Origin of the sequence: Escherichia sp. KS167_9B, from assembly GCF_030295215.1 — a bacterium.
Lineage (GTDB): Bacteria > Pseudomonadota > Gammaproteobacteria > Enterobacterales > Enterobacteriaceae > Escherichia > Escherichia coli_F.
Window position 1 is genome coordinate 1,681,184 of sequence record NZ_AP025754.1, and the last position, 24,509, is coordinate 1,705,692.

23 protein-coding genes and 1 pseudogene are annotated in these 24,509 nt (G+C 52.1%); 21 read left to right on the plus strand and 3 right to left on the minus strand.

Translation table 11 applies throughout. The features are described from left to right. Positions 1-33: 33 nt before the first annotated feature. Positions 34-1,452: a glutamate-putrescine ligase gene (gene puuA, locus QUE34_RS08475; RefSeq protein ID WP_001296746.1), complete on the minus strand. Its 1,419-nt coding sequence runs from the start codon at positions 1,450-1,452 to the stop codon at positions 34-36. Between the two features lie 211 nt (positions 1,453-1,663). Here puuA and puuD point away from each other — a divergent pair, with 211 nt between their 5' ends. From puuD to puuE, 5 genes are all read left to right on the plus strand, one after another. After that, positions 1,664-2,428 carry a gamma-glutamyl-gamma-aminobutyrate hydrolase gene (gene puuD / locus QUE34_RS08480; protein WP_001307158.1) on the plus strand — a complete coding sequence of 255 codons (765 nt, stop codon included), beginning with the start codon at positions 1,664-1,666 and terminating at the stop codon, positions 2,426-2,428. A 26-nt stretch (positions 2,429-2,454) separates the two neighbouring features. Beyond that, positions 2,455-3,012, plus strand: a complete 558-nt coding sequence (gene puuR / locus QUE34_RS08485) for an HTH-type transcriptional regulator PuuR (protein WP_032184029.1) — start codon at positions 2,455-2,457, stop codon at positions 3,010-3,012. 149 nt (positions 3,013-3,161) lie between these two features. Further along, positions 3,162-4,649 (plus strand): aldehyde dehydrogenase PuuC, encoded by a 1,488-nt coding sequence (gene puuC / locus QUE34_RS08490; RefSeq protein ID WP_032302940.1) that lies wholly within the window; start codon positions 3,162-3,164, stop codon positions 4,647-4,649. 1 nt (position 4,650) lies between these two features. Continuing rightward, positions 4,651-5,931: a gamma-glutamylputrescine oxidase gene (gene puuB, locus QUE34_RS08495; protein ID WP_032302941.1), complete on the plus strand. Its 1,281-nt coding sequence runs from the start codon at positions 4,651-4,653 to the stop codon at positions 5,929-5,931. A 37-nt stretch (positions 5,932-5,968) separates the two neighbouring features. After that, positions 5,969-7,234 carry a 4-aminobutyrate transaminase gene (puuE, locus tag QUE34_RS08500; RefSeq protein WP_000069238.1) on the plus strand — a complete coding sequence of 422 codons (1,266 nt, stop codon included), beginning with the start codon at positions 5,969-5,971 and terminating at the stop codon, positions 7,232-7,234. 119 nt (positions 7,235-7,353) lie between these two features. Here the strand turns inward: puuE and pspF are convergent, their stop codons facing one another. Beyond that, complete coding sequence (gene pspF / locus QUE34_RS08505) at positions 7,354-8,331, minus strand: phage shock protein operon transcriptional activator (protein WP_032302985.1); 978 nt, start codon at positions 8,329-8,331, stop codon at positions 7,354-7,356. A 166-nt stretch (positions 8,332-8,497) separates the two neighbouring features. Here pspF and pspA point away from each other — a divergent pair, with 166 nt between their 5' ends. The 16 genes and pseudogenes from pspA to ompG all read left to right on the plus strand — a co-directional run bounded on the left by pspA (position 8,498) and on the right by ompG (position 23,271). After that, the gene (gene pspA, locus QUE34_RS08510) at positions 8,498-9,166 is read left to right on the plus strand and encodes a phage shock protein PspA (protein ID WP_000511033.1); all 669 of its coding nucleotides are present in this window, start codon (positions 8,498-8,500) and stop codon (positions 9,164-9,166) included. A gap of 53 nt (positions 9,167-9,219) precedes the next feature. Further along, positions 9,220-9,444, plus strand: a complete 225-nt coding sequence (pspB, locus tag QUE34_RS08515; RefSeq protein ID WP_001274958.1) for an envelope stress response membrane protein PspB — start codon at positions 9,220-9,222, stop codon at positions 9,442-9,444. Further along, on the plus strand, positions 9,444-9,803 hold the full coding sequence (gene pspC, locus QUE34_RS08520) for an envelope stress response membrane protein PspC (RefSeq protein ID WP_032302942.1): 360 nt from the start codon (positions 9,444-9,446) through the stop codon (positions 9,801-9,803). Before pspB ends, pspC begins: the two co-directional genes overlap by 1 nt. Before the next feature lie 8 nt (positions 9,804-9,811). Further along, positions 9,812-10,033 (plus strand): phage shock protein PspD, encoded by a 222-nt coding sequence (gene pspD / locus QUE34_RS08525; protein WP_001295585.1) that lies wholly within the window; start codon positions 9,812-9,814, stop codon positions 10,031-10,033. 74 nt (positions 10,034-10,107) lie between these two features. Continuing rightward, the gene (gene pspE / locus QUE34_RS08530; RefSeq protein ID WP_000473128.1) at positions 10,108-10,422 is read left to right on the plus strand and encodes a thiosulfate sulfurtransferase PspE; all 315 of its coding nucleotides are present in this window, start codon (positions 10,108-10,110) and stop codon (positions 10,420-10,422) included. A gap of 213 nt (positions 10,423-10,635) precedes the next feature. Continuing rightward, positions 10,636-12,315 (plus strand): glucosylglycerate phosphorylase, encoded by a 1,680-nt coding sequence (gene ycjM / locus QUE34_RS08535; protein WP_105268610.1) that lies wholly within the window; start codon positions 10,636-10,638, stop codon positions 12,313-12,315. A gap of 13 nt (positions 12,316-12,328) precedes the next feature. Further along, entirely contained in the window at positions 12,329-13,621 is a 1,293-nt protein-coding gene (locus tag QUE34_RS08540) for an ABC transporter substrate-binding protein (protein WP_000597475.1), read from the plus strand. A 20-nt stretch (positions 13,622-13,641) separates the two neighbouring features. Then, positions 13,642-14,523, plus strand: coding sequence for a carbohydrate ABC transporter permease (locus QUE34_RS08545; RefSeq protein WP_001080790.1), 882 nt, complete (start codon positions 13,642-13,644; stop codon positions 14,521-14,523). Next, the gene (locus QUE34_RS08550) at positions 14,510-15,352 is read left to right on the plus strand and encodes a carbohydrate ABC transporter permease (protein ID WP_032302944.1); all 843 of its coding nucleotides are present in this window, start codon (positions 14,510-14,512) and stop codon (positions 15,350-15,352) included. Before QUE34_RS08545 ends, QUE34_RS08550 begins: the two co-directional genes overlap by 14 nt. 30 nt (positions 15,353-15,382) lie before the next feature. Then, positions 15,383-16,434, plus strand: a pseudogene (gene ycjQ / locus QUE34_RS08555) (D-guloside 3-dehydrogenase). A 16-nt stretch (positions 16,435-16,450) separates the two neighbouring features. Further along, positions 16,451-17,239 (plus strand): 3-dehydro-D-guloside 4-epimerase, encoded by a 789-nt coding sequence (gene ycjR / locus QUE34_RS08560; protein WP_000690245.1) that lies wholly within the window; start codon positions 16,451-16,453, stop codon positions 17,237-17,239. A gap of 9 nt (positions 17,240-17,248) precedes the next feature. Continuing rightward, complete coding sequence (gene ycjS, locus QUE34_RS08565; protein WP_105268609.1) at positions 17,249-18,304, plus strand: D-glucoside 3-dehydrogenase; 1,056 nt, start codon at positions 17,249-17,251, stop codon at positions 18,302-18,304. Beyond that, entirely contained in the window at positions 18,301-20,568 is a 2,268-nt protein-coding gene (locus QUE34_RS08570) for a glycoside hydrolase family 65 protein (protein WP_032302946.1), read from the plus strand. Before ycjS ends, QUE34_RS08570 begins: the two co-directional genes overlap by 4 nt. Next, complete coding sequence (gene pgmB / locus QUE34_RS08575) at positions 20,565-21,224, plus strand: beta-phosphoglucomutase (RefSeq protein ID WP_032302947.1); 660 nt, start codon at positions 20,565-20,567, stop codon at positions 21,222-21,224. The genes QUE34_RS08570 and pgmB overlap by 4 nt, the downstream gene beginning before the upstream one ends. A 13-nt stretch (positions 21,225-21,237) precedes the next feature. Next, positions 21,238-22,320 (plus strand): ABC transporter ATP-binding protein, encoded by a 1,083-nt coding sequence (locus tag QUE34_RS08580; RefSeq protein WP_032302948.1) that lies wholly within the window; start codon positions 21,238-21,240, stop codon positions 22,318-22,320. Between the two features lie 45 nt (positions 22,321-22,365). Continuing rightward, positions 22,366-23,271 carry a monomeric porin OmpG gene (gene ompG, locus QUE34_RS08585; protein ID WP_032302949.1) on the plus strand — a complete coding sequence of 302 codons (906 nt, stop codon included), beginning with the start codon at positions 22,366-22,368 and terminating at the stop codon, positions 23,269-23,271. Between the two features lie 110 nt (positions 23,272-23,381). On the opposite strand, the gene QUE34_RS08590 is transcribed toward ompG, so the two are convergent. Further along, entirely contained in the window at positions 23,382-24,380 is a 999-nt protein-coding gene (locus tag QUE34_RS08590) for a LacI family DNA-binding transcriptional regulator (protein WP_032302950.1), read from the minus strand. Positions 24,381-24,509 lie beyond the last annotated feature (129 nt).

Genomic DNA, 24,509 nt, shown 5'->3' on the forward strand with positions numbered 1-24,509 from the left:
GCTCAGGCCGCTGAAACAACCCCGCAAGGGGTATTACGCGTTTTTCAACATCCACTCAATTTCTGTTTCTGTGATGAGGCGCTCAAACTGCAACAGCTCATCATTTTTACAGGCGTGATACACATGGCAGAAGCGTTCGCCTAAATAGCGGCGCAGGTGATCATTCTCGATAAACTCACCCAGGGCATCGCTCTGGCGAATCGGGAAGGGTAAGCCTTCCTGTTCCAGCCCGTTGCCTTCGACTTCTTCCTGTAATGGCAGTTCGTTATCAAGACCGTGCAAAATACCGGCAAAAATCGCTGCCATCACCAAATACGGGTTGGCATCGGCACCCGCCACGCGATATTCCACGCGGTGATTATGGCGATCGCCGCAGGGAATACGCAGGGCGACGGTGCGGTTGTTATGGCCCCACGACGCCTGCGTCGGTACATACATCCCCGGCTGGAAGCGGCGATACGAGTTCACGTTTGGTGCCAGCAACGCCATTGATGACGGCATCAGGTCAATCATCCCGGCAAGCATCTTTTTCAGCAGCGGCGAATCTTCGCCTTCCGCGTCAGAAAGCACGTTCTCGCCACGATTATTTTGCATACTGATATGGATATGCATCCCGCTGCCCGCGTGCTCTTCATACGGCTTCGCCATAAAAGTGGCGTGCATCTTATGCTTTTCTGCCATCAGACGCACCAGGCGTTTTAGTGCCAGCGCATCATCGCAAGCTTCCAGCACGTTATCGGTATGGTAAAGATTGATTTCAAACTGACCTGGCGAGGCCTCGGCGACCGCGCCATCTGCCGGAATCAGCTGTAACTGCGCCAGCTCATCAATATCATTGAGCACGTCGGCGAAGTGGTTGAGGTTATCAACGGAGTAAACCTGACTTTGTGTATTGCGGTCATCGGTGCCGGGCGCGCAGGGCGGTTGCAGATACCCTTCAGCGTCGCGCTGGCGATCCAGTAAATAGAACTCCAGCTCTACCGCTACGACCGGGAACAAGCCGCGCTGGCGTAGCTGCTGCCACAGGCGGTTGAGAACGTTCCGCGGCTCAACGTCAAAGGGAGCGCCATCTTCATCGACCATGGTCAGGAGCATCTGACCGATAAACTCAGGATCTGCAGCAGAAGGGGTTAAGGAACCGAGAACAGGAACACAGGTACGATCCGGCTCGCCCATTTCCTGACCCAGGCCCGCTTCTTCTACGACGTTGCCCAGAATATCCATTGCAAACACCGAGGCCGGGAAATAACACCCTTTCTCCAGCTTCTTCAGACTTGAAACAGGAATACGTTTTCCACGAAAACAACCATTCAAATCGGTAAGTAAAACATCAACATATTGCGTATTCGGGTAGCGCTCCAGGTAGCGTTTCACTTCCTGCGTAAAGGCGCTACCCCGCCTCTCTTCTGACTGCTGAACAAAGTTCTCTACTTCAACGATATTGGTTTCCATGATTCTTCGCCTTTGGTTTGTTTTCCGCTCGTTATCAAAGCGTAAAATATAATGACCACCATTCGAATCTGTATGCAAACTAAATGTTTGTCAAATGTTAAATTTGGTTTGCAAAAATGAAAACCCGCTGCTAGATTGAAAAAATATTGAACATAAAGGTCATTTAAAGCGCAGTAATGGCGATAATTTAGTCCACTTTGTGAGATTGAGCATGGAAAATATAATGAACAATCCGGTTATCGGTGTCGTAATGTGCAGGAACAGGCTTAAGGGTCATGCGACCCAGACTCTGCAAGAAAAGTACCTGAATGCCATCATCCACGCAGGCGGCTTGCCAATTGCGCTGCCACATGCGCTGGCGGAACCGTCATTACTTGAACAACTTTTGCCGAAACTCGATGGTATTTATCTTCCTGGTAGTCCCAGCAATGTGCAGCCGCACCTATATGGTGAAAACGGCGATGAGCCTGACGCCGATCCCGGGCGTGATCTTCTGAGCATGGCGTTAATTAATGCCGCACTCGAAAGGCGCATCCCCATTTTCGCCATCTGCCGGGGTTTACAGGAACTGGTGGTGGCAACCGGTGGTTCGTTGCATCGCAAGCTGTGCGAACAGCCTGAATTGCTGGAACATCGGGAAGATCCCGAACTGCCGGTGGAACAGCAATATGCACCGTCGCATGAAGTTCAGGTTGAAGAGGGGGGATTGCTGTCTGCGTTGTTACCTGAATGTAGCAACTTTTGGGTAAACTCTCTGCATGGACAAGGGGCGAAGGTCGTTAGCCCACGGTTGCGTGTTGAAGCTCGCTCGCCGGATGGCTTAGTTGAGGCGGTTAGCGTCATCAATCATCCTTTTGCGCTGGGCGTACAGTGGCACCCGGAATGGAACAGTAGCGAGTACGCGCTTTCGCGTATATTGTTCGAGGGCTTTATCACCGCTTGTCAGCACCATATCGCTGAAAAACAGCGACTCTGACCACTACAGTTTAAGGAAATGCAAATATGAGTGATGAGGGACTGGCGCCAGGAAAACGCTTGTCGGAAATCCGCCAGCAGCAGGGGCTTTCACAACGTCGTGCCGCCGAACTCTCCGGGCTGACTCACAGTGCTATCAGTACGATAGAACAAGATAAAGTCAGCCCTGCCATCAGTACGCTGCAAAAGCTGCTGAAGGTGTATGGTCTGTCACTCTCGGAATTCTTTTCCGAGCCGGAAAAACCTGATGAGCCACAGGTCGTCATTAATCAGGACGACTTAATTGAGATGGGCAGTCAGGGTGTGTCAATGAAGCTGGTTCATAACGGTAACCCGAATCGCACGCTGGCGATGATCTTTGAAACTTACCAGCCGGGCACAACCACTGGGGAAAGAATTAAGCATCAGGGTGAGGAAATAGGCACTGTACTGGAAGGTGAAATTGTTCTGACGATTAATGGTCAGGATTACCACCTCGTCGCGGGGCAAAGTTATGCCATTAATACCGGCATCCCGCACAGTTTCAGTAATACGTCGGCAGGTGTTTGCCGAATTATCAGCGCCCATACGCCCACCACGTTTTAATCTTTTTGTTCTGTAAGCCGGGTAAGCGCAATGCGCCCGGCAATCCATAAAGAATGTCGCCAGAAATAAACGGGCATACGGCCCGGGGATCTCTGCGCCCTGACGTTCACAAACTGCATATATCTGATACACGTGAAACAGGAGTCATAATGAATTTTCATCATCTGGCTTACTGGCAGGATAAAGCGTTAAGTCTCGCCATTGAAACCCGCTTATTTATTAACGGTGAATATACTGCTGCGGCGGAAAATGAAACTTTTGAAACCGTTGATCCGGCCACCCAGGCACCGCTGGCGAAAATTGCCCGCGGCAAGAGCGTCGATATCGACCGTGCGGTGAGCGCAGCACGCGGCGTATTTGAACGCGGCGACTGGTCACACTCTTCTCCGGCAAAACGTAAAGCGGTACTGAATAAACTCGCCGATTTAATGGAAGCCAACGCCGAAGAGCTGGCGCTGCTGGAAACGCTCGACACCGGCAAACCGATTCGTCACAGCCTGCGTGATGATATTCCCGGCGCGGCGCGCGCCATTCGATGGTACGCCGAAGCGATCGATAAAGTGTATGGCGAAGTGGCGACCACCAGTAGCCATGACCTGGCGATGATCGTGCGTGAACCGGTCGGCGTAATTGCCGCCATTGTACCGTGGAACTTCCCGTTGCTGCTGACCTGCTGGAAACTTGGCCCGGCGCTGGCGTCAGGGAACAGCGTCGTCCTGAAGCCGTCGGAAAAATCACCGCTTAGCGCGATTCGTCTCGCCGGGCTGGCGAAAGAGGCCGGTCTGCCGGATGGTGTGCTGAACGTGGTGACCGGTTTTGGTCATGAAGCGGGCCAGGCGCTGTCGCGTCATGATGATATTGACGTTATCGCCTTTACTGGATCAACCCGTACCGGGAAACAACTGCTGAAAGATGCGGGCGACAGCAACATGAAACGCGTCTGGCTGGAAGCGGGCGGCAAAAGCGCCAACATCGTTTTCGCTGACTGCCCGGATCTGCAAAAAGCCGCGAGCGCGACAGCCGCAGGTATCTTCTACAACCAGGGCCAGGTGTGCATCGCCGGAACGCGTTTGTTGCTGGAAGAGAGCATCGCCGATGAGTTCTTAGCCCTGTTAAAACAGCAGGCGCAAAACTGGCAGCCGGGCCATCCACTTGATCCCGCGACCACCATGGGCACCTTAATCGACTGCGCCCACGCCGACTCGGTGCATAGCTTTATTCGCGAAGGCGAAGGTAAAGGGCAACTGCTGCTGGATGGTCGTAATGCCAAACTGGCTGCGGCCATCGGCCCGACCATCTTTGTGGATGTAGACCCGAATGCGTCCTTAAGCCGCGAAGAGATTTTCGGCCCGGTGCTGGTGGTCACGCGTTTCACATCAGAAGAGCAGGCGCTACAGCTTGCCAACGACAGCCAGTACGGACTTGGCGCGGCGGTATGGACACGCGACCTCTCCCGCGCGCACCACATGAGTCGCCGCCTGAAAGCCGGTTCCGTCTTCGTCAATAACTACAACGACGGTGATATGACCGTGCCGTTTGGCGGCTATAAGCAGAGCGGCAACGGTCGCGACAAATCCCTGCACGCCCTTGAAAAATTCACCGAACTGAAAACCATCTGGATAAGCCTGGAGGCCTGAAATGACCGAACATACCAGCAGTTATTACGCCGCCAGTGCGAATAAATACGCGCCATTCGACACGCTGAATGAGTCGATTTCCTGCGACGTTTGCGTGGTCGGCGGCGGCTATACCGGGCTTTCCTCCGCGCTGCATCTGGCGGAAGCGGGCTTTGACGTGGTGGTTCTTGAAGCCTCACGCATCGGCTTCGGCGCAAGCGGACGCAACGGCGGGCAGCTTGTGAACTCCTACAGCCGCGACATCGACGTTATCGAAAAAAGCTACGGCATGGATACCGCCCGTATGCTCGGCAGCATGATGTTCGAGGGTGGCGAGATCATCCGCGAACGTATCAAACGTTATCAGATTGACTGCGACTATCGCCCCGGCGGCCTGTTTGTGGCGATGAATGATAAACAACTCGCCACACTCGAAGAGCAGAAAGAGAACTGGGAACGCTACGGTAATAAACAGCTTGAATTGCTGGACGCCAACGCCATTCGTCGCGAAGTCGCCAGCGATCGCTACACGGGTGCGCTGCTGGATCACAGCGGTGGACATATTCATCCGCTGAACCTCGCCATTGGTGAAGCCGATGCCATCCGCCTGAACGGCGGGCGCGTGTATGAGCTTTCCGCCGTGACGCAGATCCAGCACACCACGCCAGCCGTTGTGCGCACTGCCCAAGGGCAGGTGACGGCGAAGTATGTGATTGTCGCAGGCAACGCGTATCTGGGCGATAAAGTAGAGCCGGAACTGGCGAAACGCAGCATGCCGTGCGGCACGCAGGTGATCACCACCGAGCGGCTGTCGGAAGATTTAGCCCGTTCGCTGATCCCGAAAAACTACTGTGTGGAAGACTGTAACTATCTTCTTGATTACTACCGCCTGACTGCCGATAACCGCCTGCTGTACGGTGGCGGCGTGGTCTACGGCGCGCGCGACCCGGATGACGTTGAGCGTCTTGTTGTGCCGAAACTGCTGAAAACCTTCCCGCAGCTGAAGGGCATGAAAATTGATTACCGCTGGACGGGCAACTTCCTGCTGACCTTGTCGCGCATGCCGCAGTTCGGTCGCCTTGATACCAACATCTATTACATGCAGGGTTACAGCGGCCACGGCGTCACCTGTACCCATCTTGCCGGGCGTTTGATTGCTGAACTGCTGCGCGGTGACGCCGAACGCTTCGACGCCTTCGCCAATCTGCCGCATTACCCGTTCCCCGGCGGGCGCACGCTGCGCGTGCCATTTACCGCGATGGGCGCGGCTTATTACAGCCTGCGCGATCGTCTGGGCGTTTAATTTCCGATTAACAGTGAAGAGTCAAAAGGTGTGAAACATGAGCAACAATGAATTCCATCAGCGTCGTCTTTCTGCTACCCCACGCGGGGTTGGCGTGATGTGTAACTTCTTCGCCCAGTCGGCAGAAAACGCCACGCTGAAGGATGTAGAGGGCAACGAATATATCGATTTCGCCGCAGGCATTGCGGTGCTGAATACCGGGCATCGCCACCCTGATCTGGTCGCGGCGGTGGAGCAGCAATTGCAACAGTTTACCCATACGGCGTATCAGATTGTGCCGTACGAAAGCTACGTCACCCTGGCGGAGAAAATCAACGCCCTTGCCCCGGTGAGCGGGCAGGCTAAAACTGCGTTCTTCACCACCGGTGCGGAAGCGGTGGAGAACGCGGTGAAAATCGCCCGCGCCCATACCGGACGCCCTGGCGTGATTGCGTTTAGCGGCGGCTTCCACGGTCGTACATATATGACCATGGCGCTGACCGGAAAGGTCGCGCCGTACAAAATCGGCTTCGGCCCGTTCCCCGGTTCGGTGTATCACGTACCTTATCCATCAGATTTACATGGCGTTTCAACGCAGGACTCCCTCGATGCCATCGAACGCTTGTTTAAATCGGACATTGAAGCGAAGCAGGTGGCGGCGATTATTTTCGAACCGGTGCAGGGCGAAGGCGGTTTCAACGTTGCGCCAAAAGAGCTGGTTGCCGCCATTCGCCGCCTGTGCGACGAGCACGGTATTGTGATGATTGCCGATGAAGTGCAAAGCGGCTTTGCGCGTACCGGTAAACTGTTTGCCATGGATCACTACGCCGATAAGCCGGACTTAATGACGATGGCGAAAAGCCTCGCGGGCGGGATGCCGCTTTCGGGCGTGGTCGGTAACGCGAATATCATGGACGCGCCCGCGCCGGGCGGGCTTGGTGGTACCTACGCCGGGAACCCGCTGGCGGTGGCTGCCGCGCACGCGGTGCTCAACATTATCGACAAAGAATCACTCTGTGAACGCGCTAATCAACTGGGCCAGCGTCTGACAAATACGTTGATTGATGCCAAAGAAAGCGTTCCGGCCATCGCGGCGGTACGCGGTCTGGGGTCGATGATTGCGGCAGAGTTTAACGATCCGCAAACGGGCGAGCCGTCAGCGGCGATTGCACAGAAAATCCAGCAACGCGCGCTGGCGCAGGGGCTGCTCCTGCTGACCTGTGGCGCATACGGCAACGTGATTCGTTTCCTGTACCCGCTGACCATCCCGGATGCGCAATTCGATGCGGCAATGAAAATATTGCAGGATGCGCTGAGCGATTAATAGCCCAACGCAATAATGTCTGATGCGCTGCGCTTATCAGGCCTGCAAACGACGTATTGATTATGTATGCCGGATAAGGCGTTCACGCCGCATCCGGCAAGTTGTATTGCCCAACTTCGCTAAATCTGGTGCTTTTTCAACAACGCGCGGAACTGATGATAGGTTAACCCCAGTAATTCAGCCGCGCGCTTCTGGTTATATTTCCCTTGTTGCAAACTGAGTAGCAGCAACTCTTTTTCCTGCTGCATCTGAAACTCACGTAAATCCAGTGGCAGCGTCGGAAGTGAAGTGTTTTCTGGAACGGCGATGGGTTCTTCAGGTGGACGCCGTTTAAAGGGATCAATAATGATGTCATCAAGCGGATAATCGCTGGTGCCGTGGCGATACACCGAACGTTCCACCACGTTTTTCAATTCACGAATATTTCCCGGCCAGCGATAATTCAGCAATGTTTCTCTGGCGCGCTCGGTAAAACCCGGGAACAGAGGCAGCTTGATTTCCCGACACATCTGAATGGCAAAGTGTTCTGCCATCAGCATAATGTCGCTTTCGCGCTCGCGCAGGGGCGGCAGTTGCACTACATCGAAAGCCAGCCGGTCGAGCAGGTCAGCGCGAAAAGTCCCTTCATTGACCATCGCCGGGAGATCGGCATTCGTCGCGCATACCAACCGCACATTCACCTGCAATGGCTGGCTGCCGCCAACGCGCTCCAGTTCACCGTACTCAATCACGCGCAATAATTTCTCCTGTACCATCATCGGTGCCGTAGCGAGTTCATCAAGAAATAGCGTACCGCCGTCGGCACGTTCAAATCTCCCTGGATGACGTTTTTGCGCACCGGTAAACGCGCCCGCTTCGTGACCAAACAGTTCGGAATCCAGCAGATTTTCATTTAACGCCGCGCAGTTAAGGGAAATAAACGGCCCCTGCCAACGGGAGGAGAGATAATGCAGACGGCTGGCAATCAGCTCTTTACCTGTGCCGCGCTCGCCGATGATGAGCACCGGTTTGTCCAGCGGTGCGAGATGCGAAACCTGTTCCAGCACTTCGAGAAAGCTGTTCGCCTCACCGAGTAAATTATCTTTGTATTCTGCCATGATGAAATTCGCCACTTGTTAGTGTAATTCGCTAACTCATCCTGGCATGTTGCTGTTGATTCTTCAATCAGATCTTTATAAATCAAAAAGATAAAAAATTGGCACGCAAATTGTATTAATAGTTCAGCAGGACAATCCTGAACGCAGAAATCAAGAGGACAACATTATGGGTATTTTTTCTCGCTTTGCCGACATCGTGAATGCCAACATCAACGCTCTGTTAGAGAAAGCGGAAGATCCACAGAAACTGGTGCGTCTGATGATCCAGGAGATGGAAGATACACTGGTTGAAGTACGTTCTACTTCGGCGCGTGCGCTGGCAGAAAAGAAACAGCTGACTCGCCGTATTGAACAAGCGTCGGCGCGTGAAGTTGAATGGCAGGAAAAAGCCGAACTGGCGCTGCTGAAAGAGAGAGAAGATCTGGCGCGTGCGGCGTTAATTGAAAAACAGAAACTGACCGATCTGATTAAGAGCCTGGAACATGAAGTGACGCTGGTGGACGATACGCTGGTGCGTATGAAGAAAGAGATCGGCGAGCTGGAAAACAAATTGAGTGAAACACGCGCTCGCCAGCAGGCATTGATGTTACGCCATCAGGCGGCAAACTCGTCGCGCGATGTGCGTCGTCAGCTGGACAGTGGCAAACTGGATGAAGCAATGGCTCGTTTCGAATCTTTCGAACGTCGAATTGACCAGATGGAAGCGGAAGCAGAAAGCCACAGCTTCGGTAAACAAAAATCGCTGGACGATCAGTTTGCCGAACTGAAAGCCGATGATGCAATCAGCGAGCAACTGGCACAATTAAAAGCCAAAATGAAGCAAGACAATCAATAATAACATCCTGGCGGCGTCTGAACGCGCCGCCGCTCATCGTCTAAGGAGTACTTATGAGCGCGCTATTTCTGGCTATTCCGTTAACCATTTTTGTGCTGTTTGTTTTACCGATCTGGTTATGGCTGCATTACAGCAATCGTTCCGGTCGCGGTGAATTGTCGCAAAGTGAGCAGCAGCGATTAGCGCAACTGGCTGATGAAGCAAAACGGATGCGCGAACGTATTCAGGCGCTGGAATCCATTCTTGATGCAGAACATCCGAACTGGAGGGATCGCTAATGGCGGGCATTAATCTCAATAAAAAATTATGGCGTATTCCACAGCGGGGCATGGTACGCGGCGTCTGCGCCGGGATTGCCAACTATTTTGATGTACCGGTAAAACTGGCGCGTATCCTGGTGGTGCTGTCGATTTTCTTCGGTCTGGCGCTGTTTACCCTGGTTGCTTACATCATTTTGTCATTTGCGCTTGATCCAATGCCTGACAACATGGCGTTTGGTGAACAACTGCCTTCCAGCAGCGAATTGTTAGATGAAGTCGATCGTGAACTGGCGGCCAGTGAAACGCGTTTACGCGAGATGGAACGTTATGTCACTTCCGATACTTTCACGTTACGTAGCCGTTTCCGTCAACTGTGAGGAAAGTTATGAATACTCGCTGGCAACAGGCCGGGCAAAAGGTGAAGCCTGGTTTCAAATTAGCAGGCAAGCTGGTACTTCTTACCGCACTGCGCTATGGCCCGGCGGGTGTGGCTGGTTGGGCGATAAAATCAGTTGCTCGCCGACCGCTGAAAATGTTGCTGGCTGTGGCGCTGGAACCGCTATTAAGTCGGGCTGCCAATAAGCTGGCGCAGCGTTATAAAAGGTGAGGGGAGTTTCGCAAAAATTGTTAAAGCTAAGGCGTATTATGGATGGCAATTTTCATCCATAGAAGGACGCTTACATGTTTAAAAAAGGCTTACTTGCTCTGACACTGGTGTTTTCACTGCCCGTTTTCGCCGCTGAACACTGGATCGATGTTCGTGTTCCAGAGCAGTATCAGCAAGAGCACGTTCAGGGAGCCATCAATATTCCCCTGAAGGAAGTGAAAGAGCGCATTGCCACCGCCGTTCCGGATAAAAACGACACCGTGAAAGTGTATTGCAATGCCGGACGCCAGTCAGGGCAGGCAAAAGAGATCCTTAGCGAGATGGGATATACCCACGTTGAGAACGCTGGCGGCCTGAAAGACATCGCAATGCCGAAGGTCAAAGGTTAAAAGAATCCACCCTAAGCGGCGCTTATGCGCCGTTTACTTTTTCTGTCACACCTTATTTACATCCCCATAGATTATTTGCGTCAGCTCACAAATACGCTTTTTCCCTGGTAAAAAATGATTTCCTGCGTGACTAAAACCCTTGTGCTCAATTGACAGTTTATTTTCTGCGGAGTAGTCTCTCGCTTCATGGGACCGCTACCACGGAAAGGCAACATGAAACAGAAAATTACGGATTACCTGGACGAAATCTACGGTGGAACATTTACCGCGACTCATTTACAGAAACTTGTAACGCGTCTTGAGAGTGCGAAAAGATTAATTACACAGCGACGTAAAAAACACTGGGATGAAAGTGATGTCGTGTTAATTACCTATGCCGATCAATTTCACAGTAATGATTTAAAACCACTACCCACATTTAATCAGTTTTACCATCACTGGCTGCAAAGCATTTTTTCACATGTCCATTTGTTGCCATTTTACCCATGGACATCTGATGATGGATTTTCGGTAATTGATTATCATCAGGTCGCCAGTGAAGCAGGGGAGTGGCAGGATATTCAGCAGCTCGGTGAATGCAGCCATTTGATGTTTGATTTAGTCTGCAACCACATGTCGGCTAAAAGTGAATGGTTTAAAAACTATTTACAACAGCAGCCAGGTTTTGAAGATTTTTTTATTGCCGTTGACCCGCAAACCGATCTCAGCGCCGTCACTCGCCCGCGTGCGTTACCGTTATTAACGTCGTTTCAAATGAACGATAATTCAACGCGCCATTTATGGACGACATTTAGCGACGATCAAATTGACCTCAATTATCGCAGCCCAGATGTATTACTGGCGATGGTAGATGTGCTGTTGTGTTACCTGGAAAAAGGCGCAGAGTATGTCCGTCTGGATGCCGTTGGCTTTATGTGGAAAGAGCCGGGAACAAGCTGCATCCATCTGGAAAAAACACATCTGATTATCAAGCTGTTACGGTCGATTATTGATGACGTAGCACCAGGTACTGTGATCATTACCGAGACCAATGTTCCTCACAAAGACAACATTGCTTACTTTGGAAACGGTGATGACGAAGCGCATATGGTGTACCAGTTCTCACTGCCGCCGCTGGTGTTACATGCGGTGCAAAAACAGAACGTCGAGGCGCTGTGCCAGTGGGCGCAAAGTCTGACGTTGCCTTCCAGTAAAACCACCTGGTTTAACTTCCTCGCGTCTCATGATGGTATTGGGCTTAACCCACTGCGAGGCTTGTTGCCTGAAAGCGAGATATTAGCGCTAGTCGAGGCGTTACAGCAGGAAGGGGCATTAGTAAACTGGAAAAATAATCCCGATGGTACGCGCAGTCCGTATGAAATGAATGTCACTTATATGGATGCGTTAAGCCGCCGCGAGAGTAGCGATGAAGAACGTTGCGCCAGGTTTATCCTTGCCCATGCGATTTTGTTAATTTTCCCCGGTGTGCCAGCGATATATATTCAAAGTATTCTGGGATCGCGTAATGATTACGCAGGTGTCGAAAAACTGGGATATAACCGTGCGATTAACCGTAAAAAATACACCAGCGAAGAGATCACGACCGAACTGAACAATAAAGCGACGTTAAGGCACGCGGTATATCATGAATTGTCGCGACTAATTAAAATTCGTCGCAGTCATAACGAGTTTCATCCAGATAATGATTTTACCATCGATACGGTTAATTCATCCGTAATGCGTATTCAAAGAAGCAACGCGGATGGTAATTGTCTGACAGGATTGTTTAATGTCAGTGAAAATATTCAGCATATAAATATTACTGACCTGCACGGTCGGGATCTGATTAGTGAAGTTGATATAGTGGGTAATGAAATAACGCTGCGCCCCTGGCAGGTTATGTGGATTAAATAAAAAGGAACATCTCATGATTAAATCTAAAATCGTGCTGTTATCAGCACTGGTTTCCTGCGCCCTGATTTCAGGTTGTAAAGAAGAAAATAAAACGAATGTCTCCATCGAGTTTATGCATTCTTCGGTGGAACAGGAACGCCAGGCGGTTATAAGTCAGTTAATTGCGCGTTTTGAAAAAGAAAACCCAGGCATCACTGTTAAACAAGTGCCGGTGGAAGAAGATGCCTATAACACCAAAGTCATCACCCTTTCCCGTAGCGGCTCGCTGCCGGAAGTGATCGAAACCAGCCATGACTACGCGAAAGTGATGGACAAAGAACAGCTTATCGATCGCAAAGCGGTTGCTACGGTCATCAGTAATGTCGGTGAAGGCGCGTTTTATGACGGCGTTCTGCGGATTGTGCGCACCGAAGATGGTAGCGCCTGGACCGGTGTTCCTGTCAGCGCATGGATTGGCGGTATCTGGTATCGCAAAGATGTGCTGGCAAAAGCCGGGCTGGATGAGCCGAAAAACTGGCAACAGTTGCTGGATGTCGCACAGAAACTGAACGATCCGGCGAATAAAAAATACGGTATTGCACTGCCGACGGCAGAAAGCGTACTGACGGAACAATCGTTCTCTCAGTTTGCGTTATCCAATCAGGCCAACGTTTTTAACGCCGAAGGCAAAATCACCCTTGATACGCCGGAGATGATGCAGGCGCTGACCTATTACCGCGACCTTGCTGCCAACACCATGCCGGGCTCTAACGACATTATGGAAGTGAAAGACGCCTTTATGAACGGCACTGCGCCGATGGCGATTTACTCCACCTATATCCTTCCGGCTGTGATTAAAGAAGGTGACCCGAAAAATGTCGGTTTCGTGGTGCCAACCGAGAAAAACTCGGCGGTCTACGGCATGTTGACCTCGCTGACCATTACCGCCGGGCAAAAAAGCGAAGAGACGGAAGCGGCAGAAAAATTTGTCACCTTTATGGAGCAGGCAGACAACATTGCCGACTGGGTGATGATGTCGCCAGGCGCGGCGCTGCCGGTGAACAAAGCGGTTGTGACTACTGCCACCTGGAAAGATAACGACGTGATTAAGGCGCTGGGAGACTTGCCGAATCAGTTGATTAGCGAACTGCCAAACATTCAGGTCTTTGGTGCGGTAGGGGACAAAAACTTTACCCGCATGGGCGATGTCACGGGCTCTGGTGTGGTGAGTTCAATGGTGCATAACGTCACCGTGGGGAAAGCCGATCTCTCAACCACGCTGCAAGCGAGCCAGAAAAAGCTGGATGAACTGATCGAACAGCACTAATCCCAGAACAGGAATCCGCAATGAACAGGCTTTTTTCAGGTCGTTCCGATATGCCCTTTGCGCTGTTGCTTCTCGCGCCCAGCTTATTACTGCTGGGCGGTCTGGTGGCGTGGCCGATGGTGTCGAATATCGAAATCAGTTTTTTACGTCTGCCGCTTAATCCCAACATCGAGTCAACGTTTGTTGGGGTGAGCAACTATGTGCGTATTCTCTCCGATCCCGGCTTCTGGCACTCGCTGTGGATGACGGTCTGGTATACCGCGCTGGTGGTGGCGGGCAGCACCGTGCTCGGGCTGGCAGTGGCGATGTTTTTCAACCGCGAGTTTCGCCTGCGCAAGACCGCGCGTTCGTTGGTGATCCTCTCCTACGTAACGCCATCCATTTCACTGGTGTTCGCCTGGAAATACATGTTCAACAACGGCTACGGCATTGTGAACTACCTCGGCGTCGATCTTCTGCATCTCTATGAGCAGGCGCCGCTGTGGTTCGATAACCCGGGCAGTAGTTTTGTGCTGGTGGTGCTGTTCGCCATCTGGCGCTACTTCCCGTATGCCTTTATCTCGTTTCTGGCGATTTTGCAGACCATTGATAAATCGTTGTACGAAGCGGCAGAGATGGACGGCGCGAATGCCTGGCAACGGTTTCGCATCGTCACGCTGCCCGCGATTATGCCGGTCCTGGCGACGGTGGTGACTCTGCGTACCATCTGGATGTTCTACATGTTCGCGGACGTTTATTTGCTGACGACCAAGGTCGATATTCTCGGCGTCTATCTCTACAAAACCGCCTTTGCCTTTAATGACTTAGGGAAAGCGGCGGCGATCTCGGTGGTGCTCTTCATCATTATTTTCGCTGTCATTCTGCTGACCAGAAAACGGGTGAACCTCAATGGCAACAAATAAACGCACACTCAGTCGCATCGGTTTTTACTGCGGGCTGGCGCTGTTTCTCATCATCACGCTGTTTCCCTTTTTTGTGATGCTGATGACCTCGTTCAAAAGCGCGAAAGAGGCGATCTCGCTGCATCCTACGCTGCTGCCACAGCAGTGGACGCTGGAGCATTACGTCGACATTTTTAACCCGGTGATTTTCCCGTTTGTCGATTATTTCCGTAACAGCCTGGTGGTGTCGGTAGTTTCATCCGTGATAGCAGTATTTCTCGGCATTCTCGGGGCTTACGCGCTTTCCCGCCTGCGCTTTAAAGGGCGAATGACCATCAACGCCAGCTTTTACACGGTGTACATGTTCTCCGGCATTTTGCTGGTGGTGCCGCTGTTCAAAATCATCACTGCGCTTGGCATTTACGACACCGAGATGGCGCTGATCATCACCATGGTGACGCAAACCCTGCCCACCGCCGTGTTTATGCTGAAAAGCTACTTCGACACCATCCCTGATGAAATCGAAGAAGCGGCGATGATGGATGGCCTCAACCGTCTGCAAATCATCTTCCGTATCACAGTGCCCCTGGCGATGTCGGGCCTGATATCCGTGTTCGTCTACTGCTTTATGGTGGCGTGGAACGACTATCTGTTTGCCTCGATTTTCCTCTCCAGCGCCAGCAATTTCACTTTACCGGTAGGCCTGAACGCGCTGTTCAGTACCCCTGATTACATCTGGGGCCGAATGATGGCGGCCTCGCTGGTGACCGCATTGCCGGTGGTGATTATGTATGCACTTTCGGAACGTTTTATTAAGAGTGGTTTGACCGCCGGTGGCGTGAAGGGCTAAAGCGGCCAGTTTCTTGACAAGGAGTTTTACATGAAAAAGTTAGTAGCCACAGCACCGCGCGTTGCCGCGTTGGTGGAGTATGAAGACAGGGCGATTTCAGCCAATGAAGTGAAGATCCGCGTGCGGTTCGGCGCGCCGAAACACGGGACGGAAGTGGTCGATTTCCGCGCCGCCAGCCCGTTTATTAATGAAGACTTTAATGGCGAATGGCAGATGTTCACCCCCGTCCGGCAGATGCGCCGCGCGGCATTGAGTTTGGCAAGTTCCAGCTTGGCAACATGGTGGTTGGCGACATTATCGAGTGCGGCAGCGAGGTTACCGACTACGCGGTGGGCGACAGCGTATGCGGCTACGGCCCGCTTTCCGAAACGGTCATCATTAACGCGGTGAATAACTACAAACTGCGCAAAATGCCGCAAGGTAGCTCGTGGAAAAACGCCGTCTGTTACGACCCGGCGCAGTTTGCCATGAGCGGCGTGCGCGATGCCAACGTGCGCGTGGGCGATTTTGTGGTGGTGGTAGGGCTTGGCGCGATTGGTCAAATTGCCATTCAACTGGCAAAACGCGCTGGCGCGTCGGTGGTGATTGGTGTCGATCCTATCGCTCATCGCTGTGATATTGCCCGTCGCCACGGGGCGGATTTCTGCCTTAACCCCATTGGCACGGATGTAGGCAAAGAGATTAAAACGCTGACCGGCAAGCAGGGTGCCGATGTGATTATCGAAACCAGCGGCTACGCCGACGCGCTGCAATCGGCACTGCGCGGCCTGGCTTATGGCGGCACCATCTCCTATGTTGCGTTTGCCAAACCGTTTGCTGAAGGTTTTAACCTCGGACGTGAAGCGCATTTCAACAACGCCAAAATTGTCTTCTCTCGTGCGTGCAGTGAACCGAACCCGGATTATCCGCGCTGGAGCCGCAAGCGTATTGAAGAAACCTGCTGGGAACTGCTGATGAACGGTTATCTCAATTGTGAAGATTTAATCGACCCGGTGGTGACCTTTGCTAACAGCCCGGAAAGCTACATGCAGTATGTCGACCAGCATCCGGAACAGAGCATCAAAATGGGCGTAACTTTTTAATTCTAAGGACGGAAAAATGAAAATCGGCACACAGAATCAGGCCTTCTTTCCGGAAAATATTCTGGAGAAATTTCGTTATATCAAAGAGATGGGTTTTGATGGTTTTGAGATTGACGGCAAACTGCTGGTCAACAATCTCGAAGAAGTCAAAGCAGCGATCAAAGAAACCGGTTTACCGGTGACCACCGCCTGCGGCGGCTATGACGGCTGGATTGGCGACTTTATCGAAGAGCGTCGTCTTAATGGTTTAAAGCAGATCGAGCGCATTCTTGAGGCGCTGGCGGAAGTGGGCGGCAAAGGTATTGTCGTTCCAGCAGCGTGGGGCATGTTTACCTTTCGCTTACCGCCGATGACCTCGCCGCGCAGCCTGGACGGCGATCGTCAAATGGTGAGCGATTCCCTGCGTTTCCTGGAGAAGGTAGCCGCGCGTACCGGAACGGTGGTGTATCTCGAACCGCTAAACCGCTATCAGGACCACATGATCAACACGCTCGCCGATGCTCGTCGTTACATCGTCGAAAACAACCTTAAACATGTGCAGATTATCGGCGATTTCTATCACATGAACATCGAAGAGGATAACCTGGCGCAGGCGCTGCATGACAACCGTGACCTGCTTGGTCATGTGCATATTGCCGATAACCATCGCTATCAGCCGGGCAGCGGCACCCTCGATTTCCACGCGCTGTTTGAACAGTTGCGCGCCGATAACTATCAGGGCTATGTGGTGTATGAAGGGCGTATCCGGGCAGAAGATCCTGCTCAGGCGTACCGTGATTCTTTGGCCTGGTTGCGCACCTGCTAAGAGGTCTTTGTGAAAAGTGCAATGACAAGCTCTCCGCTGCGGGTCGCGATAATAGGCGCGGGCCAGGTGGCGGATAAGGTTCATGCTTCGTACTACTGCACCCGCAACGATCTGGAACTGGTGGCTGTCTGTGACAGCCGCCTTTCCCAGGCGCAGGCGCTGGCAGAGAAATACGGGAACGCATCCGTGTGGGACGATCCGCAGGCCATGCTGCTGGCGGTAAAACCTGACGTGATAAGCGTCTGTTCACCTAACCGTTTTCATTACGAGCATACCCTGATGGCGCTGGAGGCAGGCTGCCATGTGATGTGCGAGAAACCGCCCGCCATGACGCCAGAACAGGCGCGGGAAATGTGCGATACCGCGCGCAAACAGGGCAAGGTGCTGGCCTACGACTTTCACCATCGTTTTGCCCTTGATACGCAACAACTGCGTGAACAGGTGACCAACGGCGTTTTGGGTGAGATTTACGTGACGACCGCTCGCGCCCTGCGTCGCTGCGGCGTTCCCGGTTGGGGTGTCTTTACCAATAAAGAACTGCAGGGCGGTGGCCCGCTGATCGACATCGGCATTCATATGCTGGATGCCGCGATGTATGTGCTGGGCTTTCCGGCGGTGAAAAGCGTGAATGCGCATAGCTTTCAAAAGATCGGCCCGCAAAAGAGCTGTGGTCAATTTGGCGAGTGGGACCCGGCAACCTACAGCGTCGAAGATTCGCTGTTTGGCACCATTGAATTTCATAACGGCGGCATTCTTTGGCTGGAGACATCATTTGCACTCAACATCCGCGAACAGTCGATTATGAACGTCAGCTTTTGCGGCGATAAAGCGGGAGCCACGCTATTTCCGGCGCATATCTATACCGACAACAACGGTGAATTAATGACGTTGATGCAACGGGAACTGGCCGACGACAACCGTCATTTGCGCAGCATGGAAGCCTTTATCAATCACGTACAGGGCAAGCCAGTGATGATTGCCGACGCCGAGCAAGGGTACATCATCCAGCAACTGGTGGCGGCGCTGTATCAATCCGCAGAAACAGGGACGCGTGTGGAATTATGACCAGGCCAGTAACATTAACGGAACCCCATTTCAGCCAGCATACCCTGAATAAATATGCCTCATTAATGGCGCAGGGAAACGGCTATCTTGGGCTTCGTGCCAGCCATGAAGAAGATTACACGCGGCAGACGCGCGGCATGTATCTGGCAGGGCTTTATCATCGAGCCGGGAAAGGTGAAATCAACGAACTGGTGAATCTGCCAGACGTGGTGGGAATGGAAATTACCCTAAACGGCGAGATTTTTTCGTTATCCCGCGAAGCGTGGCAGCGTGAGCTTGACTTTGCCAGTGGAGAATTACGCCGCAGTGTTATCTGGCGCACGAGCGACGGCGCAGGGTTCACCCTTGCAAGTCGTCGCTTTGTTTCGACAGATCAACTGCCGTTGATCGCGCTGGAAATCAGTATTACCCCGCTGGACGCCGAGGCATCAGTGCTGATCTCAACAGGCATTAACGCCACGCAAACCAACCACGGTCGCCAGCATCTTGACGAAACCCAGGTGCGGGTGTTTGGTCAGCATTTGATGCAGGGGATCTACACCACCCAGGATGGGCGCAGTGATGTGGCCATCAGTTGTCACTGTCAGGCGGATGGTGACGTTCAGCAGTGCTATACCGCAAAAGAGCGCCGTTTGCTGCAACATACCAGCACGCAACTTCGCACAGGTGAAACACTGACCCTGCAAAAGCGGGTGTGGATTGACTGGCGGGACGACCGACAAGCCGCTTTAGACGAGTGGGGCAGTGGGTCGCTTCGCCAGCTCGAAATGTCTACACAACAGAGTTATGACCAACTTCTTGCAGCATCGACAGAAAACTGGCAGCAATGGTGGCAGAAACGTCGTATCACGGTAAAGAGTTGCGATACGCACGATCAGCGGGCGTTAGACTATGCGCTTTATCATTTGCGTATTATGACGCCCGCCCACGACGAGCGTAGCAGCATTGCGGCAAAAGCCTTAACCGGGGAAGGCTACAAAGGCCATGTTTTCTGGGATACGGAAGTGTTCATGCTGCCGTTCCATCTGTTTAGCGAACCGACGATTGCCCGGAGTTTGCTGCGCTATCGCTGGCACAACTTACCAGGGGCGCAGGAGAAAGCGCGACGCAATGGCTGGCAGGGCGCGCTGTTTCCGTGGGAGAGCGCACGTAGCGGCGAAGAAGAAACGCCGGAATTTGCCGCCATTAACATTCGTACCGGGCTGCGGCAAAAAGTGGCCTCAGCGCAGGCAGAACATCATCTGGTTGCCGATATCGCCTGGGCGGTTATTCAATACTGGCAGGTAACGGGAGATGAAAGCTTCATCGCTCACGAAGGCATGGCGCTACTGCTGGAGACCGCAAAGTTCTGGATTAGCCGTGCGGTAAGGGTTAACGACCGCCTGGAAATTCATGATGTTATTGGGCCAGACGAATATACCGAACACGTTAATAATAACGCATACACCAGTTATATGGCCTGCTACAACGTCCAACAGGCGCTGAATATTGCTCGCCAGTTTGGCTGTAGCGACGACGCGTTTATTCATCGTGCCGACATGTTCCTCAAAGAGCTGTGGATGCCAGAAATTCAGCCCGACGGCGTTTTGCCGCAGGATGATTCGTTTATGGCGAAACCGGCGATAGATCTGGCGAAATACAAAGCGGCGGCCGGGAAGCAAACCATTCTGCTGGATTATTCACGCGCAGAAGTGAACGAGATGCAGATCCTCAAGCAGGCCGATGTAGTGATGCTCAATTACATGCTACCGGAACAATTTTCAGCGGCCTCTTGTCTCGCCAATCTGCAATTTTATGAACCGCGCACCATTCACGACTCGTCATTGAGTAAAGCGATCCACGGCATTGTTGCCGCGCGTTGTGGCTTGCTTGCGCAGAGTTACCCGTTCTGGCGCGAGGGGAGTGAAATCGATCTCGGTGCTGATCCGCATAGCTGTGATGACGGTATCCACGCTGCCGCAACTGGCGCTATCTGGCTGGGCGCGATTCAGGGTTTTGCCGGAGTCAGCGTGCGCGACGGCGAATTACTTCTCAATCCGGCGTTACCTGAGCAGTGGCAACAGTTGTCTTTCCCTCTGTTCTGGCAGGGCTGCGAATTACAGGTCACTCTCGACGCGCAGCGTATTGCGATTCGAACTTCTGCGCCCGTTTCACTGCGGTTGAACGGTCAGCTTATTTCCGTGACTGAAGAGTCTGTTTTCTGTTTGGGTGATTTTATTTTGCCCTTCAATGGGACCGCTACCACGCATCAGGAGGATGAATGAAACTACAAGGGGTAATTTTCGATCTGGATGGCGTGATCACCGACACCGCACATCTGCACTTCCAGGCATGGCAGCAGATTGCTGCCGAAATCGGCATCGGCATCGATGTGCAATTTAACGAGACGTTAAAAGGGATCAGCCGCGATGAGTCCCTGCGACGCATTCTGCAACACGGGGGCAAAGAGGGCGACTTTAACGTGCAAGAGCGGGCGCAACTGGCGTATCGCAAAAATCTGCTCTACGTCCACTCACTGCGCGAACTGACGGTTAACGCTGTTCTGCCGGGAATTCGGCCTTTGCTGGCAGATCTTCGGGCGCAAGGCATCCCGGTAGGGCTGGCCTCCGTCTCCCTGAATGCCCCAACAATTTTAGCGGCGCTGGAGCTGCGCGAGTTTTTCACCTTCTGCGCGGACGCTTCCCAACTTAAACACTCGAAACCGGACCCGGAAATCTTTCTCGCCGCCTGTGCAGGGCTGGGCGTGCCTCCACAGGCCTGCATTGGCATTGAAGATGCGCAGGCGGGTATTGACGCCATTAACGCCAGCGGTATGCGCTCGGTGGGGATCGGCACGAGCTTAACCGGGGCGCAACTGTTGCTGCCCTCAACGGAATCTCTGACCTGGCCGCGGTTATCGGCCTTCTGGCAAAACGTATAGCAAAGGAATCAACATGGCACAGCTTTCGTTACAACATATTCAAAAAATCTACGATAACCAGGTGCATGTGGTGAAGGACTTCAACCTGGAAATTGCCGATAAAGAGTTCATTGTATTTGTCGGCCCGTCGGGCTGTGGTAAATCGACGACGCTGCGTATGATTGCCGGGCTTGAGGAGATTAGCGGCGGCGATCTGTTGATCGACGGCAAACGAATGAACGACGTTCCGGCCAAAGCGCGCAATATTGCGATGGTGTTCCAGAACTACGCGCTGTATCCGCATATGACGGTCTACGACAACATGGCGTTTGGCCTGAAGATGCAAAAAATCGCCAAAGAGGTGATAGATGAGCGGGTTAACTGGGCGGCGCAAATCCTTGGCCTGCGTGAGTACCTGAAACGCAAGCCGGGTGCGCTTTCCGGCGGGCAACGCCAGCGTGTGGCGCTTGGACGGGCGATTGTGCGCGAAGCGGGCGTGTTTTTAATGGATGAACCGCTCTCTAACCTGGATGCCAAGCTGCGCGTACAAATGCGCGCGGAAATCAGCAAGCTGCATCAGAAACTGAACACCACCATGATCTACGTGACCCACGATCAGACCGAAGCGATGACCATGGCGACGCGGATTGTCATTATGAAGGATGGGATTGTTCAGCAGGTCGGTGCGCCGAAAACGGTCTATAACCAACCGGCGAATATGTTTGTTGCCGGCTTTATTGGGTCACCAGCAATGAATTTTATTCGCGGCACGATCGATGGCGATAAATTCGTTACGGAAACGCTTAAATTAACCATTCCCGAAGATAAATTAGCGGTTCTGAAAACGCAGGAAAGCTTGCATAAGCCCATCGTGATGGGAATACGCCCGGAAGATATTCATCCGGATGCGCAAGAGGAAAATAACATTTCCGCCAAAATTAGCGTGGCAGAATTAACCGGTGCGGAATTTATGCTCTACACCACGGTTGGGGGGCACGAGTTAGTGGTCCGTGCTGGTGCGTTAAATGATTATCATGCAGGAGAAAATATCACTATTCATTTTGATATGACCAAATGTCATTTCTTTGATGCAGAAACGGAAATAGCAATTCGCTAAATACAGGGGGGAAGGCATTCCCCCAGGATAATACAAGGAACAATAATGAAAAAGTTATTACCCTGTACCGCACTGGTGATGTGTGCGGGAATGGCCTGCGCACAGGCTGAGGAAAAAAACGACTGGCACTTTAATATCGGCGCGATGTACGAAATAGAAAACGTCGAGGGTTATGGCGAAGATATGGACGGGCTGGCGGAGCCTTCCGTCTATTTTAATGCTGCCAATGGGCCGTGGAGAATATCGCTGGCTTATTACCAGGAAGGGCCGGTAGATTATAGCGCGGGTAAACGTGGAAACTGGTTTGATCGCCCGGAACTCGAAGTGCATTATCAGTTTCTCGAAAGCGATGATTTCAGTTTCGGCCTGACCGGTGGTTTCCGTAACTATGGTTATCACTATGTTGATGAACCGGGTAAAGACACGGCAAATATGCAGCGCTGGAAAATCGCGCCAGACTGGGATGTGAAACTGACTGACGATTTACGTTTCAACGGATGGCTGTCGATGTATAAATTTGCCAACGATCTGAATACAACCGGTTATGCTGATACCCGTGTCGAAACGGAAACGGGTCTGCAATATACCTTCAACGAAACGGTTGCCTTGCGAGTGAACTATTATCTCGAGCGCGGCTTCAATATGGACGACAGCCGCAATAACGGTGAATTCTCCACGCAAGAAATTCGCGCCTATTTACCGCTGACGCTCGGCAATCACTCGGTAACACCGTATACGCGCATTGGGTTGGATCGCTGGAGTAACTGGGACTGGCAGGATGATATCGAACGTGAAGGCCATGATTTTAACCGTCTTGGTTTGTTTTACGGTTATGATTTCCAGAATGGTCTTTCCGTTTCGCTGGAATACGCGTTTGAGTGGCAGGATCACGATGAAGGCGACAGCGATAAATTCCATTATGCAGGTGTCGGTGTGAATTACGCGTTCTGATAATGTGCTAAATTGCCGGATGCGGCGCGAGTACTTTATCCGGTTTATAAATGTAGGCCGGATAAGATGCGCCAGCATCGCATCCGGCATTCAGGCAACGTAGCTGGCATTTATTTCAACGACATATGCGTGGCAACGGTAATATTTTGTGGTGACGGTTTTCCGGCAATTAAGCGGAATAATAACTCGCAGCTTTGTTGACCTAACTCCTGCGTCGGAACATCGATGCCGCCCGGTGCAGGCGTTAATATAAACGACAGCGTTTCATTACTATAACCCACCACCGCTAACTGCTGCGGAATAGCAATGTTTTTCTCTGCCGCCGCACGATAAATGCTCATTAATTTCAGGCTGTCAGTAGCAAACACTGCCTCAGGCAACGGTGACTGGCTTAATAATTCCCGCGCGGCTTGCAGTGCTGTCTCATGGGTATAACCGCCGTCAACGATCCACTCATTGCGCACTGCAATATTATGATCTTCCAGACTTTGCTTATAACCATTAACGCGGTCAACCGAAACATGGACATCAAGCGGAGCATGTAGGCAGGCAATATTTTTATGTCCACTTTCAATTAATGCATCGGTCAGCGCAATACTGTCGCCAAAATTATCGGTATCGACAGAATAAACATGGGCATATTCACCTTCAACTTTGCCAATTACTACCACCGGAATATCGTATTTATCGAGTTGGGCGAAAAAAGACTCATCTGCTGGCGAACTTAGCATAATAATGCCTTTAATCATTTTCTGCTTAATTTTGCTTTCACATTTTTGTAAGTCTTCAGCTGGGTTGTGCGACGTCTGCAATATCACGTCGAAACCCTCATCTTCCGCTTTGGCGGTAATGGCATGCAAAACTTCGGAGAAAAACGGGTTACCCGCCGTAGTTTTGGTCGAGCGGGTAGAAATCACCATAATGGCATCAAAGCCCGAAGAGGTCAGCGCGCGGGCCAGTTTATTTGGCTGATACTGTAATTCTTCAATGGCCCGTAACACTTTTTCGCGCGCTTCCGGGGAGATATTGGTTTGCTTATTCAGCACGCGTGATACGGTGGATTTTGATACGCCGGCAACCCTGGCAATATCATAAATAGTAGGGGACATAGGTCAGGAACTCCGTCCGAACGTGAATGCTGCACATCTTATGGAGTTCGCCTCAAGATGACAACACGGGCAGTTGATAATCAAGGGCATGGCCCCCACATTCATATCCTTACGAATGATTTTTTTCTG